A 15,953-nucleotide genomic window follows, 5' to 3' on the forward strand; every position below is an offset into this window, starting at 1 on the left:
TGCGTGCCATGCTGCGGCGATGCGCTATTCCGCCCTTTCCCTGCTGCGCCATGCCCTGACCGGCAACCGGTCCTGGACCCCCGCCTGGCGCGACCCCGCGCCGAAGCCGGCCTATGACACGCTGATCATCGGCGGCGGCGGGCATGGGCTGGCCACCGCGCATTACCTGGCGAAGCGGCACGGCATCACCGATGTGGCGGTGGTGGAGAAGGGGTATCTCGGCTCTGGCAATGTGGGGCGCAACACCACCATCATCCGCTCCAACTACCTGCTGCCCGGCAACACGCCCTTCTACGAGCATTCCATGCAGCTATGGGAAGGGCTGGAGCAGGACCTCAACTACAACGCCATGGTCAGCCAGCGCGGCGTGCTGAATCTGTGCCATTCGGACAGCCAGCGGGATGCCTATGCAAGGCGCGGCAATGCGATGCGCCTGGCGGGTGTGGATGCGGAGCTGCTGGATGCGGCGCAGGTGCGCGCCATGGTGCCAGGGCTGAACCTGGACAGCGTTCGTTTCCCCGTGAAGGGCGGGCTGCTGCAACGGCGCGGCGGCACGGTGCGGCATGATGCGGTGGCCTGGGGCTATGCGCGCGCGGCGGATTCCCGCGGCGTGGATCTGCTGCAGAACACGGAGGTCACCGGCATCCGTGTGCAGGGCGGCCGCGTGCTGGGCGCGGAGACGACGCGCGGCTTCATCGGCGCGAAGCGGGTGGGGCTGGCGGTGGCGGGCAACACCTCCCGCGTCGCGGCGATGGCGGGGCTGCGCCTGCCGATCGAAAGCCATGTGCTGCAGGCCTTCGTGTCGGAGGCGGTGAAGCCGATGATCGACACGGTGGTGACCTATGGCGCAGGCCACCTTTATGTCAGCCAGTCGGACAAGGGCGGGCTGGTTTTTGGCGGCGATATCGATGGCTACAACTCCTACGCCCAGCGCGGCAATCTGCCGGTGGTGCAGGATGTGATGGAATGCGCGGTGCAGCTTTTCCCGGCCATGTCGCGGCTGCGCTATCTGCGGCAATGGGGCGGCATCATGGACATGTCGATGGATGGATCGCCGATCATCGACCGCACGCCGATCGAGGGACTCTTTCTGAATTGCGGCTGGTGCTATGGCGGCTTCAAGGCGACGCCGGCCTCCGGCTGGTGTTTCGCGCACACCATCGCCACCGGGCAGCCGCATGCGCTGAATGCGGCGTTCCGGCTGGACCGCTTCGCGACAGGTGCGGTGATCGATGAGAAGGGCGCGGGCGCCCAGGCGAACCTGCACTGATGCGCATTTCTTGCCCCTTCTGCGGCGAACGCGACGTGGCCGAATTCTCGACCATTGGCAGCGCACCGCCGCCACGCCCCGACGCCGACGCGCCGATGGCGGCGTGGCACGACTACCTGCATCTGCGCGACAACCCCGCCGGGCTGCATGCGGAGCTGTGGCAGCACATCCATGGCTGCCGGCAATGGCTGCGCGTAATGCGCGATACGCGCACGCACGCGATCGCCAGCGCCGAGGTGTGCCGACCATGACGCGGCTTGCCAGCGGTGGGCTGATCGACCGCGCGCAGCCGCTGCGCTTCAGCTTCGACGGACGCAGCTATAGCGGCCATGCGGGGGACACGCTGGCTTCCGCGCTGCTGGCGAATGGCGTGAAGCTGGTCGGGCGGTCGTTCAAATATCACCGTCCGCGCGGCATCTGGGGGCTGGGCAGCGAGGAGCCGAACGCGCTGGTCGAATTGCGCGACGGCGGGCGGCAGGAACCCAACACCCGCGCCACCACCGCCGAATTGTTCGAGGGGCTATCAGCGCGCAGCCAGAACCGCTGGCCGAGCCTGCGCTTCGACGCGATGGCGCTGAACGGGCTGTTCGGCCCGGTGCTATCCGCCGGCTTCTACTACAAGACCTTCATGTGGCCCGCCGCCTTCTGGGAGAAGGTCTATGAGCCGCTGATCCGCCGCGCCGCCGGCCTCGGCCGCGCGGCGACGGCGCCCGATCCCGATGCGTATGAGCGCATGCACGCGCATTGCGACGTGCTGGTGGTGGGCGCCGGCCCCACCGGACTCGCGGCCGCGCTGGCCGCCGCACGCACCGGCGCGCGGGTGGTGCTGGCGGATGAGGATTTCCGGCTCGGCGGCAGGCTGCTGGCGGATGCGCCGGAGATCGATGGCGCGCCGGGCGAAGCCTGGGCGGCGCAGGTGCTGGCGGAACTGGCCAGCCTGCCCGATGTCACGCTGCTGCCCCGCACCACCATCTTCGGCGCCTTCGACCACGGCACCTATGGCGCGGTGCAGCGCGTGGCGGACCACCTGACCGAGCCTGCGCCGGGCCAGCCGCGCCAAAGGGGCTGGAGCATCGTGGCGCGGCGTGTGGTGCTGGCAGCCGGCGCGGTGGAGCGGCCGATCGCCTTTCCGGGCAATGACCGGCCGGGCGTGATGTCGGCCGCCGCCGCGCGCGGCTACCTGCACCGCTACGCTGTCCTGCCGGGGCACCGCGCCGTGGTGTTCACCGCTGGCGATGATGGCTGGCGCACCGCGACCGCGCTGCGCGATGCGGGGGCGGAGGTCACGGTGGTGGACCCGCGCGACATGCCGGCCCGCCCCGGCCTGCGCGTGGTGGCGGGAGCGCGGGTGGTGGGCACCGGCGGACGGCTCGGCCTGGCCTCCGCGCTGCTGGACACAGGCGAACGCATCGCGGCGGATCTGCTGGCCGTGGCGGGCGGCTGGAATCCGACGCTGCACCTGTCCAGCCACCAGGGCGGCCGCCCGCGATGGGACGAGGCGCTGGCCGCCTTCCTGCCCGGCACGCCGCCGCCCGGCATGGCAGTGGCCGGCGCCGCGGCGGGGCGCTTCACCCTGGCTGCCTGCCTCGCCGATGGCGCCGCCGCCGGGTTGCAGGCGGCGCGGGATGCCGGGCATGAGGGCCAGCCCCTGGCGCTGCCGCGCGCCGAGGATGAACCCGCTGGCCTGCGCGCGCTGTACCATGTGCCCGGCCGCAAGGCCTTCGTGGATTTCCAGCACGACGTCACCGCCGACGACATCGCGCTGGCGGCGCGGGAGGGTTTCCGCAGCGTCGAGCACGCCAAGCGCTACACCACCCTCGGCATGGCGACGGACCAGGGCCGCACGGCGAATGTCGTGGGCCTCGCCATCCTGGCGGAGGCGACGGGCCGCGGCATCGCCGAGACCGGCACCACGATGTTCCGCCCGCCCTATACGCCGGTGACCATCGGCGCCCTGGCCGGCGCGCAGACCGGCCCCGACTACCGCCCGACGCGCCTGACGCCGCTGCACGCCTGGTCCGCCCGTCATGGCGCCAGCTTCGTCGCCACCGGCGCCTGGCTGCGCCCCGAATGGTATGCCCGCCCCGGCGAGGCCGGCTGGCGCGACAGCGTTGACCGGGAGGTTCTGCATGTCCGTCAGGCCGCCGGCTTCTGCGATGTCTCGACACTCGGCAAGATCGAGCTGGTGGGGCCGGGTGCCGCGGCGCTGCTGGATTTCGTCTATGCCAACGACATCGCGACGCTGAAGCCCGGCCGCATCCGCTACGGCATCATGCTGCGCGAGGACGGTTTTGTGCTGGATGACGGCACCTGCGCGCGCATTGCCGAAGATCGCTTTTTCGTCACCACCACCACCGCCAATGCGGCGCGGGTGATGCAGCATCTGGAATACGCGCATCAGGCGCTGCGGCCGGAACTGGGCGTCACCATCCTGTCCGTCACCGAGGCCTGGGCGCAGATCGCCCTCGCCGGGCCGCACGCACGCGACGTACTGGCGCAGGTCACCGATGCCGATCTCTCCAACGCCGCCCTGCCGCACATGGCCTGCGCGGAGGCAACCTTTGCCGGTGGCGTGCGCGGCCGGCTGTACCGCCTGTCCTTTTCCGGCGAGCTGGCCTTCGAACTCGGCGTGCCGCCGGATGCGGCGGAGGCGCTGGCGGACCGGCTGCTGGCGGCCGGCGCCGTGCCCTATGGGACGGAGGCGCTGGGCGTGCTGCGGATCGAGAAGGGCCATGCCGGCGGTGGCGAGATGAACGGCCAGACCACGGCGGGCGATCTCGGCCTCGGCCGGATGCTCTCGCGCCGCAAGGATTTCATCGGCCGCATCCTGGCGCAACGGCCGGCGCTGGTCGATCCGGCGCGGCCGGTGCTGGTCGGGCTGCGCGGGGCAGGGCTGCGGACGGGCGCGCATCTGCTGGCGATCGGCGCGGTGGCGAACACGGCGAATGACCTCGGCCATGTCACCGCAAGCTGCTGGTCGCCGCATCTGGAGACGCAGATCGGCCTCGCCTTGCTGTCCGGCGGCGCCGCGCGGATCGGGACGCGCATCCGGGTTTATGACCCGGTGCGCGGGCATGATGGGGAGGCGGAGGTGGTGGCGCCCGTCTTCATCGACCCGGAAGGCGGCCGCACCCGTGGCTGAGCTGGAACTGCGCCCCTTCACCGCCCTCGGCGCCACCGCGCTGCATGGCCCCGCGGACATCCTCCCCGGCCTGCCGCAGCGCCCCGGCTGGGCGGCGGTGGCGGGCGCCACGGCGATCTGGACCGCGCCCGGCAACTGGCTGTGCCTGCACGCCCCCGGCGCCGCCCTGCCAGTGCCCGAGGCGCAGCGCACGGCGATGGACGGCTCTCGCGCCGTCTTCGAACTCCGCGGCCGGCTGGTGCGGGAGGCGCTGGCGACGATCCTGGCGCTGGACCTGCATCCGCGCGCCTTCCCGCAGGGCGCCGCGGCGGCGACACTGGGCGCGCAGATTCCGCTGCTGATCTGGCGCGACGGCGAAGCCTTCCGCCTGGCCTGCGCGCGGTCCTATGGCAAATCCCTGTGTGCCGCGCTGCGCGCCGCCGGGCGTGGCCGGGGCCTGGTGGAGCGTGACGCCGTGCCCTACCCCGGCTGACCACGGCGCCATGGCCCCCTTCACCCGAGGCTCTGTGCGCCTGCGCTGGCTGCATCCCGGCGGCGCCGATGCCCAGACGCTGGCCGCCTGGCACGCCACGCTGGATGCGGCCGAGCAGGACGCCGCCGCGCGTTTCCGTTTCGAGGCGGATCGCCGCGCCTATATCGCCGCGCATGCCCTGGCCCGCGCCATGCTGGCCGAGGCCGGCGGCCTGCCCGCGCCCGCCTTTCGCTTTCTCCGTGGTCCACAGGGCAAGCCGGAGCTGGACCCCGCCCACAACCTGCCCTGGCTGCGCTTCAGCCTGTCCCACACCAGCAGCCTGGTTGCCTGCGCCTTGGCGGCGGAGGATGATATTGGCCTGGATGTGGAGGATCTGTCCCGGCGCGAGGCCGGCCCGGGTCTCGCCGAACGCTACTTTGCGCCGTCCGAGGCCGCGCTGCTGGCCGCACTTCCGCAGCCTGCGCGCCATGCGGCCTTCCTGCGGATCTGGACGTTGAAGGAAGCCTGTGTGAAGGCGACGGGGGAGGGGATTGCCACCGGCCTGGATAGTTTCGGCTTCACGCTGGACCCGCCCTGCCTGGCCTTCGCCCCTGGCGGCACGGCGCGCTGGCGCGTGATGCAGTGGCAGCCCACGCCGGGCCACATCCTGGCCATGGCGCTGCGCCGCAACCATTCCAGCGTATTTTCCGGATCGTCAGGCGAAGCAGCCTGACCTGGAAATGCTCATAGCTGCGATTCAATCGGCAGCCAGCGCAGCACCCGCGCCAACATGCGGCGGCGCAGCGAGGCGTCCGGTTCCCGCCGCAGCGTCCGCGGCCGCCCATCCGGACCGGTTCCGGTCCAGGTTAGCCGCCCGTCCTCAAGACCCAGCCGCCAGCTTCGCGCGGGGTCGGCCAGCCGGTCATGCTCCGCGCGCAATTCGCGGGCCAGCGTCGGGTGGTCGACGAAGGCGCCCATTTCCGTGTTTAGCGCGGCGGAGCGCGGGTCGAGGTTGAAGGAGCCGACGAAGACCGGCCCCTCATCCACCACGAAGGCCTTGGTGTGCAGGCTGGCGCCGCGGGAGCCGAAGACCGAGGTATCCTCATCCTCCCCGCTCGGCTTCAGCTCGAAAATCGGTACACCGGCGCGGAGCAGCGGCTCCCGGTACTTGGCATATCCGCCATGCACGGCGACGACATCGGTGGCGGCGAGCGAGTTCGTCACCACGGAAACCCGCACCCCGCGCTCCACGAGTTCCAGCAGCAGGGCCAGGCCGGCCTCGCCGGGCACGAAATAGGGCGAAATCAGCATCGCCTCCCGCTTCGCCTTGCGCAGCGCATCGGCGATCTCGGGCGCGATACCGCCCGCGGCGCGCGCCAGGCGGCGCGCGGCCAGGCCGCGGCGCGCCTTTTCCGGCGGGTCCGCCACCACCTGCACGGCGCCGGGCGCGAGCGCCACCAGGCCGCGCGCCAACGGGGCTTCGACGCCATTGAAGGCGCCCAGATGCTGGAGGTAGCGCGTCGCCTCCGGTGCCGCCGCGGCCTCCGCCAGCGCCAGGCGCAGCGCCGGCAGGCCACGCTTGTCGCTGGGCGGGCAGACCAGGGCGGCGGGGCGGGCCAGGCTGCTGCGCCAGTAGCGTTCGAACACCCGGTTGGTGCCGGCGGCGGCCTCCCCGGCCAGCACCAGGTCCAGGTCGCGGAAATTGAACTCATCCGCCTTGGCGCCGAAGTATTCGTCGCCCAGGTTACGGCCGCCGGCGATCGCCACCTTGCCATCGGCGATCCAGGCCTTGTTGTGCATGCGCCGGTTCAGGTGCCAACCGCCGAACAGCATCTCCAGCAGGAAGCCGGCCCGGCCGAACACCCGCCAGCGGGTGCCGTTGAACAGCTTCACCGCGATGGCGGGGTGGGAATCCAGCGCCGAGAGCACGCGTTCCCGCCCCAGCGCATAGGCATCATCCAGCAGCAGGCGAACCCGGACGCCACGGTCGGCGGCAGCCAGGACCTCCCCGGCCAGCAGCCTGCCCGTCACATCGCCGTGCCACATGTAGTATTGCAGATCGAGGCTGCGGCCGGCGGCGCGCGCGGTGGCGACACGGATGGCGAAGGCGTCCAGCCCTTCCGGCACCAGGGCGGCGCCGCTGGTGGCATGGCCCAGCCCGCCGAGCACCCGCCTGACCGCCTCATCCAGCGCCGTCCCTGGCGTGGCCGTGAGAGAGGGTGCCGGCGGGGCGGGCTGGGCCGGCAGGATCGCCGAAATCTGTCGCATGCCGCTCCTCATCCGCCTGCCCGGGTGATCTGGCGATGCGCGGTGCCAGCCTCAAGCGAACGGGGCAGCAGCGTTGCGGTTGCAACGACGCAGGCTCTCAGGCGGCCTCGCGCACCAGCCCGGCCACATCGCCCAGCCGCACGGCGGCGGTCAGGGGCAGGTGGTCCGAGGCAATTCGCGCCAGAGCGCTGTCATGCACCGCCACATCGCTGACCACGCCGCGCGGCCAGCCCAGGATGCGATCCAGCGCCAGCACCGGCAGGCGGGTCGGGAAGCTGGCCGGGCCATGCGCCAGGGGGCCGAAGAACGGCTCGAAGGCGCGCAGGGAGGATTTGGCGCCGGGCCGCCATTCATTGAGGTCGCCGAGCAGCAGGGTGGGCAGCGGAGCCTCCCCTTCCACATCCTCGGCCAGGGCGTGCAGGATGGCCGCGGCCTGGCGGGCGCGGCAGCGGCGCAGCAGGCCGAGATGCGCGGCGACGACGCGCATCCGCCCGCTGGGCAGATCCAGCTCCGCCACCAAGGCCCCCCGCGGTTCCGCGCCCGGCAGGGCCAGGCGGCGGATGCGGGCGGGCGTGCCGGGGCGCACCAGGATGGCGTTGCCGTGCCAGCCATGGCCATCCGGCAGGTCGGAGACCGGCAGCGGCGCCAGCCCCGTCTCGCGCTCCAGCATCGCGGCGTCCATCAGGCCGACACGGCGGCCGAAGCGGCGATCCGCCTCCTGCACCGCGACCAGGTCGGCGCCGAGTTCGGCGATGACGGCGGCGGTGCGGGCCGGGTCGAAGCGGCGATCAGTGCCGACGCATTTATGGATGTTGTAGGACGCCACGCGCAGGCTGCCTGGCTGCAGCCGCGGCGGTGCCACCGGCAGCGGTGCGAGCCGCGCAGGGCGCCGCAGCTCCACCAGAAGCCCCTGCACCGCGGCGCTGGTACGGCGCAGGCGGGCCGAAACCTTGAGGCGCGGGGTCGCGGTCCCGGAGTCCAGGCCGTCGGCGTGTTCAGATTTCGTCATGCGATTGTCGAGGCCGGATTCCAAATGGCGGGACGCTCCGGCGGCCCGAGGGGGAAATGAGGACATAGTTGAAATAGTGGCTGCAGCCGCCGCTTCCAAGATGCGATCGGGCTGGCCAACTGAACATCCTGGGTCGAGATCGGTGAACATCGCGTTGCAACTTTCGCGGCTCGGCCCCGTTTCCGCGGCGCCTGAGACGCGCGCAGCCGCGCGAAGGTCCGGATTGCGACATCCGAGGAGCCACACTTGCCACCTGCCTCAGCCGCCGTCTTGACCGCTCCGGGCCGCGTCGAACTAGTCCAGGTTCAACCGGTCGATCCAGGGATGGCCGAGGTTCGGGTGCGGATCGAGGGATGCGGTGTCTGCGCCTCCAACCTCACGCCCTGGGGGGGCGACCGGATGCGCTTCCCGACCGATGCCGGTGCGCTGGGGCATGAGGCCTAGGGCGTCATTGATGCCATGGGCGCGGAGGTGCAGGGCCTGGCCGTGGGCGACCGCGTCGCCACCATGTTCCAGCGCAGCTACGCCGCCTTCGACACGGGTCCCGCAAGCCAGGCTGTGCGGCTGCCGGACAGCCTGGCCGGGCAGCATGTCGCCATCATCGGCATCGGCATTTTCGGCGCCATTCTGACGCGGCTGGCAAGCGACGCTGGCGCCCATGTCATCGCTATCTCCCGCCGCCGCAACTCGCTCGAAGTGGCACGGCGCATGGGTGCGGTTGAGCTGATCCCCGTGGAGGATCATTGGGCGATCATCGAGCAGGTGAAGGCGCTGACCGGCGGCGAATTCTGCCACCGCGTGATCGAGGCGGTGGGCAAGGAATGGCCGCTGGACCTGGCGGCGGAACTGACGCGGGTGCGGGGGCGGCTGGTGATCGCGGGCTATCACCAGGACGGGGCCGCGCCAGGTCAATCTGCGGTTGTGGAACTGGCGCGGGCTGGATGTGGTGAACGCGCATGAACGCGACCCGGCCAAATATCTGCGCGGGATGCGGGATGCGGGATGCGGGAGGCGGTGGAGGCGGTGGCCAGCGGCCGGCTGGACCCGTCCCCGCTCTACACCCACCGCCTTCCCGCTTTCGGCCCTGGGCGATGCGCTGGACATGACGCGGGACCGGCCGGATGGGTTCATGAAGGCGCTGGTAGAGCTATGAGGCCGAGGCTGGGATTTCTCGGCACCGGCTGGATCGGTCGGCACCGGATGGAGGCCATCGCGGCGGCGGATGCGGCGGAGATCATCGGCTTCGCCGATCCGGCGGTGCATGGCGTACGCTACCCGGAGGCAGCGCTGGCGGCGCTGCGCGATGCCGGGCTCGACTATCGGGGCTGGATCGCCAATGCGGCCGTGCCATCCGTCTTCGCGCGGCATCGCGCGACGCTGCACATCCCGCGCCGCCCCTATGTGGAAGCGCTACCCGGCATCGCCACCATCCGCGTGTTCGAGGCGCTGGCCTGCGGCATTCCGCTGATCTGTGCGCCGTGGGAGGATGCGGAGGGGCTGTTCCGCGCCGGCATGGACTATCTTCAGGCGCGCGACGGCGCACAGATGCAGGCGCGGCTCCGCCAGGTCCTGAATGACCGCGACTGCGCCCGGGCCCTGGCCACCGCCGGGCTGGAGACGATTCAGGCGCGGCACACCTGCCGTCACCGCGTCGCGGAGCTGATGGACATCCTGCGACGCCTCGGCATGGCGGGAACGGAGCTGGCGGCATGAAGATCGCTCGATGCGGTGCTGGCCATCGCGCCCGGCCGTGTCAGCTTCTACGACATCGATACGCCGGTGACCCTGGCGCGGCTGGCGCGGGGCTAGCAGGACTACATCGCACCGCGGCAAATCCCGGAGCTGGCCACCTACTACTCATTCACCGTCGGGCCGACGCTGGAGCACCTGAAGTAGCGCTACCGCGCCCGGCGGACGGAGCCCTTGTTCTGCTCGGTGGTGCCGGAGCAGTACCGGAACACCGGCAGCCACGCCACGCTGGGACCCCGGCTACCTCGGCACCTACAGTCCGGACCGCCAGCCGACGCTCGATCGCCTGCTGCTGGGCCGGCGCGGCGCCTACTGCATCGCCGCTTCGTGGTGGCCGGTCCGCAATATCCGCAGGATATTGCCTGGCCAGCCGATGTGGCGCGCATCGCGCATCTGCCGCCGGTTGAGCATCCGGATTTCTACAGCGCGCAGCGCTTCACGCTGAACGTGACGCGCGCCGACATGATCGCCGCCGGCTGGTCCCCCAGCGTGCGGCTGTTCGAGGCTGCGGCCATCGGCACGCCCATCATCAGCGATGCGTGGGACGGGCTGGAGGCGCTACTGCCTGGTGGCGTCGCCATCGCCCGGGCGACGGAGGATGTGGTGGCGCTGCTGGAATCACCGAGCGACATCCCGCACCAGGCGATGGCGCGTCGGGCGCGCGACATCGTGCGCCAGCGGCATACCGGGCTCGCCCGCGCCCGCGAGCTGGTAGCGGCCCTGCAGCAGGCCGTGGCGCCGCAATCCGTCGCGGCAGGGGGATGAGCGGATGCAGAGGGCAAACGCAACGCGCTGGCGGCAGGATGAGGGTGGCGGGCCGGCGCCAGGCAGGCAAAAGCGGGTTCTGGTGGTGGGCGGCGCCGGCTTCCTCGGCTCCCACCTCTGCGCCGCGCTGCTTGCCCAGGGGTATCATGTCATTGGCCCGGACAATCTGCAGACCGGGGTGGAAGCGAACCTGGCCGCCCTGCAGAATCCTCAGTTCAGCTTCATCCGCCACGATGTCTCCGAACCGCTGCCGGAGAGCCTGTTGGTGGACGAGGTCTACAACCTGGCCTGCCCCGCGTCTCCGCCGCAATACTAGGCGGATCCGGTGCACACGATGCTGACCAACGTCGTCGGCACGCAGCATTTGCTCGCCCTCGCGGCGTGTTGCGGCGCACGCTACCTGCAGACCTCAACCAGCGAGGTCTATGGCGACCCCGAGCAGCACCCTCAGCGGGAGGATTACCGCGGCCATGTCAGCATCACCGGCCCCGGGCCTGCTACGACGAAGGCAAGCGCGCGGCCGAATCGCTGTGCTTCGACTATCTCCGGCACGGCCGTGCGGATGCCCGGGTGGCGCGTATCTTCAACACCTATGGACCGCGCATGCGCGCCGATGATGGCCGCATCGTCTCCAACCTGATCTGCCAGGCGCTGACCGGTGGGGCGCTGACCATCTATGGCGACGGCACCCAGACGCGGTCCTTCTGCTATGTGTCGGACCTCATCCGCGGCCTGATGGCGCTGATGGGCACGCGACCCGAGGCTGCCTCGGTCCCGCCCCTGCCTTCCGCTTCAAAGGGCGGAGGATACCACCCGGGCCGTCGCAGCGGGGTCCGCCTGGGACGCAAACCACGCGATGGCGGGCCGCAGCCCCTGTTCCAGCGTCACCCGCGGACGCCACCCGAGAAGCTGCTGCGCACGCGCGATGTCGGGGCAGCGGCGCCGGGGATCATCAACCGGAAGAGGACGGAAGCTGATGCGGGAGCGGGATTCCGTCATCGCCAGGCACGCTGCCGCTGCGAGTCAGTCGCATGAATACGCATGTCTCAGCACCTGCTTTCCCCAGGCATTGCCATGTTTGCGCGGAGCGTTCTGGACGCTTGCGCGAAGATGCAGATCGCAGCAGCCGTTTCATATCCTGCGGTACCCGCTCATTTATTTGAACAAGAGCGGCGATTTTGGCCGGTTTGCATTTTGGACGCCGGCTCTATGTTGCATGAACTTCATCCCAAAACCCAGGATCCCTAAATGCCCGGTGCCGGTTGCGGCGATGTCGATGCGGCGCGCCTGCAACCCGCTGATCCGGCGATTGCGGTGGTGGTCGTCGACGCGGTCGGCGGAGGCCTGGGAGCCTGCCTGGCCCTGCTGACCGACATGCCGAGGCAGTCGGGGCTGGCCCTGGTGGTGGTTGTACCTCCGGAGGGGGCGGACGAGACCCTTCGTGCGGCGCTCGCCGGCCGGGTCGCCATGCCGGTTGGGCTGGCTTCGGATGGCGCGCCGGTGCTGGCGGATTCCGTTCTGCTGGTGCCGGAAGGGATGTCCGTGGAACTGCGCAAGCGCCGGCTCCGCACCCTGCCCGCGCCGCCTGAAGGCGAGCTGGAGGCGCTGCTGTTGAGCCTGGCGGAGACGGAAGGCGCGAAGGGCATCGCCGTGCTGCTCTCGGACGACCCGGCGCGTGCGGGGCGCGGGCTGCAAGCCCTGCGCCGCGGTGGTGGCTGGGTGATGACGCAGCTGCGCGATGCCGCCGAACTGAACCAGGGGCCCGACCGCCGGCTGGTCGACCAGGAACTTCCACAAATGGCACTTGGCGGCGCGCTGGTGGCCTGGGCCGCGGGCGCCCGGCGGCGCCTGGCGGAAGACCTGCTGCAGGCCATCCACTTGCCGGTTGCGGTGCTGGATGCGCAGCGCCAGGTCGTGGCCGCGAATCCGGGCTTTCACGCCGTGCTGGGCATGACGCCGGAGCGCCTGGAGGCGGCCCTTCTTGCGGCACCACGGCTGGAGGCCTTCCTGGCCTCCGCGAACGGCCTGCCGGGTGAGGCGGAGGATTCGATCCTGGAAGTTACCCAGGCGGAGGGGGAGACCCAATTGCTGCGGGTGGTCGCCAGGCGCCTGAACTCCGACCCGCCACGCAGCGTGCTGACCATCGAGGACCTTACCGAGCAGACACGCCTGGCCGGGCGGCTGGAATTGGCCAAGGCGGTCGCCGAGCGTGCAGATCGTGAAAAGTCGCGTTTCCTGGCGGCGGCCAGCCACGATCTGCGGCAACCCCTGCAAAGCATGAGCATGCTGCACGGTCTGCTGGCGGCCAAGGCGTCCGATCCTGCGCTGTTGCGCCTGATTGGGCGGCTGGATGAGACGATCGATGCCATGTCCGGCATTCTGGACGCTTTGCTGGACATCAACCGCATGGAGGCGGGGCGCGTGCATGCGGAGATCGCGCCGGTTCACGTAGGCGCGCTGTTGGCCAGCCTCGACCGGGAATTCGCGGATGCGGCGCGCGCCGCAGACCTCGACTGGCGCCTGGTGCCGAGCGGTGCGGTGGTGCTGAGCGATGCGCGACTGCTGCGCCAGATCCTGCGCAACCTTCTTTCCAATGCATTGAAATACACGCGGCAGGGACGCATCCTGCTGGGGTGCCGCAGGGTCCGCGGGCATTTGCGGATCGAGGTGTGGGACACGGGCATCGGCATTCCGCAGGCGCAGATGCAGGCGGTTTTCGAGGAAAGCCACCAGATCAGCAACACAGCGCGGGCGCGCAGCCAGGGGCTTGGCCTCGGGCTCGCCATCGCGCGGCGCCTCTGCAATCTGCTCGGCCACCCGATCGGCGTCCGGTCGCGTGAGAATGCGGGGTCCTGCTTCCACATCGACCTGCCCTTGGCGCAAGGGAGCGCGCTGCCGGCGCAGGACCTGGCGCTACCACGCGAGGCTGCGCGTATCCTGGTGATCGAGGATGACCAGGCGGTGGCTGATGCGTTGCGAATGCTGCTGCAGGAACAGGGCTATGCCGTGTCGGTCGCCTTCGAGGGGTCGCGCGCCATCGCACTCGCCGTCGAACATCCGCCCGCGCTCGTCATCACCGACTACAACCTTCCGGGCAATTTCAACGGCGTCGAATTGACGCTGCAGCTGCGTCAAGTGCTGGCCGCGCCGCCGGCGGCGATCATCCTGACGGGCGATACCTCCGCCCGGACGCGGCAGGAGATCGGGCTGCTCGATGTCGAGCATGCGCCGAAGCCGATCCGGGCCGACGACCTCCTGTCCCGGGTGCGGCGCCTTCTCGCGGGCCGCGCAGCGAGCGTGGAGACGACGGAGCCGGCGCGCGCTGATGCGGTTGCGCCAGCCAGCGGCACGCATGAAGGCGAGGCGGAAACGCCACGTCCGGTGCCCGGGATGGCGGCCAGCCTGCAGGCGGAGGGCGTGGCCGCGCCCGAAGTGGGAGGCCAAGTCTTCATTGTGGATGACGACGCGACGCTGAGGCGCGACACGGCGGAGTGGCTGACTGCCAACGGATTTTCAGTGGAGAGCTTTCCGACTGCGGAAGCCTTTCTGCAGGCGGATCATCCGGGGCGCCGAGGCTGCGTTCTGGTGGATGCGGTGATGCCCGGTATGGATGGCGTGGCGCTGCTCGCGGCCTTGCGCCCACACGCCCAGCGCTTGCCCGCCATCATGGTGACCGGCCATGGCGATGTCCGCATGGCGGTGCGCGCGATGACGGCAGGCGCGATCAATTTCATCGAGAAGCCGATCGTGCGTTCCGATCTTCTGCGGAACATTGCGAGCGCGAATGCGCGCATTGCACATGCGGCGGGCGAGGCGGCGATGAGGGCGGAGGTGACGGCGCGGCTGGATCGGCTGACGCTGCGCCAGCGCCAGATCCTGGATCACGTCATCGCCGGCTCGCCAAGCAAGATCATCGCAGCGGAACTGCGGTTGAACCAGCGCACGGTGGAAAACCATCGCGCCGCCATCATGGCGAAGATCGGCGCCAAGTCGCTGCCGGAGCTGATACGCAAAGTGGTTTCGGCGCTCGGGCCGCAGGGCTGAGTTGCACCGAGCCCTGCCTCCGAACTAATCGCAGGTGACGGCTATTCGATCGAACCACCGGCTGATTGCAGCGGCTGGCCGCGGGCTACGGCGCGGGCAAAAGCCATCAGGGCGCTGCGGCGGCGCGGATCGCTGATGGTCGAAAACACCTGAACCAGCTCGACCAGCTCATCGGTCGCGCCTTCGGAGAAATCCACCATCGGTTCTGCGCGCGGGGAGGCGGTGCCGACCAATGCCTCGGCCCGCACGCCCAGCGCTGCGGCGATCCCGAGCAGACGGCTCGTCGCGATACGGGTGGCACCCGTCTCATAGCGGTGGAACTGCGCGCCGGTTACGCCGACGATATCGGCGATCTCCTTCTGCGTGCGGCCGGCGGCACGCCGGAGTTCCTTGATGCGGCCGCCGACGCTGGCATCGGCGGAGGTTGGGGAACGGTTGCCCGGTGTTGCGGCAACCATCATCTCGGTGGCGACCGTGTCGAGATCGGACAAGCCCTGGGGGTGGCCTTCGACGGCGACGTTGCGCGAAGCGGCGGGTGAAGACTTTGCCATGCCGTGCATCTCTTTGTGTCCTCGGACAATGCGGCGGGCCGCATGTGACAGGGCGGCCAGAGCCGCTTGGGCGTATTCGCGAGATGTCTCACCTGGCAAGCCAGTTCGCACCTGCTGATGCCCCTCCGTCATCCGGAAGAGCCAGCAGCGATCCCGCGCTTGCATCCGACTACAGCTGTTTACCTACTCATGGCAGGACCGGAAAATACTCACGTAAAGAACAGCGGCAGGTGCGTGCGATCAGCAAGATTCGATGCAAGGCCTGCGGATTGTCTCGTTCTTTCGCGGCGCGGTCGGTTTGGACTCGTCTGCTGCACGCAGAACGTAACGCCACATGCTGGATTGCGAGGCACTCAACTAGCGGTGATCTTCGGCTTCCCACGTGCGCATTACTGGCTGCGCACGGTTCTTTGATAGCTGTCGGCGTCGGTGCCGTATCGATCCACCCGGTGAAGGCGGCCGCTTCTGCAGAAAAATCAGGCGGGCTGGGCACTCCTGTCGCCGGCGCGTGGCCACGCTGCCAATATTGAGCCCCATGGCTCCGGCCGATGGCGCCGGCCGATCGAGTTGCGCCTTCAGTGAGTGCTGCACAGGTGGTGGCGGCCTGACCGCCGGCCGATGGCGGCGTGCTCGCGGCCATCGGCCACACGGCCCGCAGTTTTCTTCTGCCGCATCCATGCGAGCGCGTGGCGCGGCTAGGTGCG

Annotated in this window: 13 protein-coding genes and 1 pseudogene; 11 read left to right on the forward strand and 3 right to left on the reverse strand. The window is 70.1% G+C overall.

The window, feature by feature from the left end; all coding sequences use genetic code 11:
• The first annotated feature begins 19 nt into the window (after nucleotides 1-19).
• The 5 genes from ACFHNC_RS01635 to ACFHNC_RS01655 are packed head-to-tail and all read left to right on the forward strand — an operon-like array spanning nucleotide 20 to nucleotide 5,596.
• Nucleotides 20-1,270, forward strand: coding sequence for a sarcosine oxidase subunit beta family protein (locus tag ACFHNC_RS01635; RefSeq protein WP_437167457.1), 1,251 nt, complete (start codon nucleotides 20-22; stop codon nucleotides 1,268-1,270).
• A complete protein-coding gene (locus tag ACFHNC_RS01640) occupies nucleotides 1,270-1,521 on the forward strand; it encodes a sarcosine oxidase subunit delta (RefSeq protein WP_437167458.1) in 252 nt (83 codons plus the stop codon). The genes ACFHNC_RS01635 and ACFHNC_RS01640 overlap by 1 nt, the downstream gene beginning before the upstream one ends.
• Nucleotides 1,518-4,412, forward strand: a complete 2,895-nt coding sequence (locus ACFHNC_RS01645; protein ID WP_437167459.1) for a sarcosine oxidase subunit alpha family protein — start codon at nucleotides 1,518-1,520, stop codon at nucleotides 4,410-4,412. The genes ACFHNC_RS01640 and ACFHNC_RS01645 overlap by 4 nt, the downstream gene beginning before the upstream one ends.
• On the forward strand, nucleotides 4,405-4,884 hold the full coding sequence (locus ACFHNC_RS01650; RefSeq protein ID WP_437167460.1) for a sarcosine oxidase subunit gamma family protein: 480 nt from the start codon (nucleotides 4,405-4,407) through the stop codon (nucleotides 4,882-4,884). Before ACFHNC_RS01645 ends, ACFHNC_RS01650 begins: the two co-directional genes overlap by 8 nt.
• A 10-nt stretch (nucleotides 4,885-4,894) precedes the next feature.
• Nucleotides 4,895-5,596 (forward strand): 4'-phosphopantetheinyl transferase family protein, encoded by a 702-nt coding sequence (locus tag ACFHNC_RS01655; RefSeq protein WP_437167461.1) that lies wholly within the window; start codon nucleotides 4,895-4,897, stop codon nucleotides 5,594-5,596.
• Between the two features lie 11 nt (nucleotides 5,597-5,607).
• Here the strand turns inward: ACFHNC_RS01655 and ACFHNC_RS01660 are convergent, their stop codons facing one another.
• Both ACFHNC_RS01660 and ACFHNC_RS01665 read right to left on the reverse strand, forming a co-directional pair.
• Nucleotides 5,608-7,131 (reverse strand): phospholipase D family protein, encoded by a 1,524-nt coding sequence (locus tag ACFHNC_RS01660; protein ID WP_437167462.1) that lies wholly within the window; start codon nucleotides 7,129-7,131, stop codon nucleotides 5,608-5,610.
• A 97-nt stretch (nucleotides 7,132-7,228) separates the two neighbouring features.
• Nucleotides 7,229-8,140, reverse strand: coding sequence for an endonuclease/exonuclease/phosphatase family protein (locus tag ACFHNC_RS01665; protein WP_437167463.1), 912 nt, complete (start codon nucleotides 8,138-8,140; stop codon nucleotides 7,229-7,231).
• A 459-nt stretch (nucleotides 8,141-8,599) separates the two neighbouring features.
• On the opposite strand from ACFHNC_RS01665, the gene ACFHNC_RS01670 reads away from it, so the two are divergent.
• From ACFHNC_RS01670 to ACFHNC_RS01695, 6 genes and pseudogenes are all read left to right on the forward strand, one after another.
• Nucleotides 8,600-9,100 (forward strand): zinc-binding dehydrogenase, encoded by a 501-nt coding sequence (locus ACFHNC_RS01670; RefSeq protein ID WP_437167464.1) that lies wholly within the window; start codon nucleotides 8,600-8,602, stop codon nucleotides 9,098-9,100.
• Nucleotides 9,101-9,289: 189 nt separating this feature from the next.
• Nucleotides 9,290-9,853, forward strand: coding sequence for a glycosyltransferase family protein (locus tag ACFHNC_RS01675; protein ID WP_437167465.1), 564 nt, complete (start codon nucleotides 9,290-9,292; stop codon nucleotides 9,851-9,853).
• Nucleotides 9,854-10,078: 225 nt separating this feature from the next.
• Nucleotides 10,079-10,654 carry a glycosyltransferase family protein gene (locus tag ACFHNC_RS01680; RefSeq protein WP_437167688.1) on the forward strand — a complete coding sequence of 192 codons (576 nt, stop codon included), beginning with the start codon at nucleotides 10,079-10,081 and terminating at the stop codon, nucleotides 10,652-10,654.
• Nucleotides 10,655-10,658: 4 nt separating this feature from the next.
• Nucleotides 10,659-11,294, forward strand: a pseudogene (locus tag ACFHNC_RS01685) (NAD-dependent epimerase/dehydratase family protein).
• Nucleotides 11,183-11,689, forward strand: coding sequence for an NAD-dependent epimerase/dehydratase family protein (locus tag ACFHNC_RS01690; protein WP_437167689.1), 507 nt, complete (start codon nucleotides 11,183-11,185; stop codon nucleotides 11,687-11,689). The pseudogene ACFHNC_RS01685 and the gene ACFHNC_RS01690 overlap by 112 nt, the downstream one beginning before the upstream one ends.
• Before the next feature lie 213 nt (nucleotides 11,690-11,902).
• A complete protein-coding gene (locus ACFHNC_RS01695) occupies nucleotides 11,903-14,698 on the forward strand; it encodes a response regulator (protein ID WP_437167466.1) in 2,796 nt (931 codons plus the stop codon).
• Between the two features lie 41 nt (nucleotides 14,699-14,739).
• On the opposite strand, the gene ACFHNC_RS01700 is transcribed toward ACFHNC_RS01695, so the two are convergent.
• Nucleotides 14,740-15,258 (reverse strand): helix-turn-helix domain-containing protein, encoded by a 519-nt coding sequence (locus ACFHNC_RS01700; RefSeq protein ID WP_437167467.1) that lies wholly within the window; start codon nucleotides 15,256-15,258, stop codon nucleotides 14,740-14,742.
• Between the last annotated feature and the right edge of the window lie 695 nt (nucleotides 15,259-15,953).

Origin of the sequence: Falsiroseomonas sp. E2-1-a4 (assembly GCF_051433165.1) — a bacterium.
Classification (GTDB): Bacteria; Pseudomonadota; Alphaproteobacteria; order Acetobacterales; family Acetobacteraceae; genus Falsiroseomonas.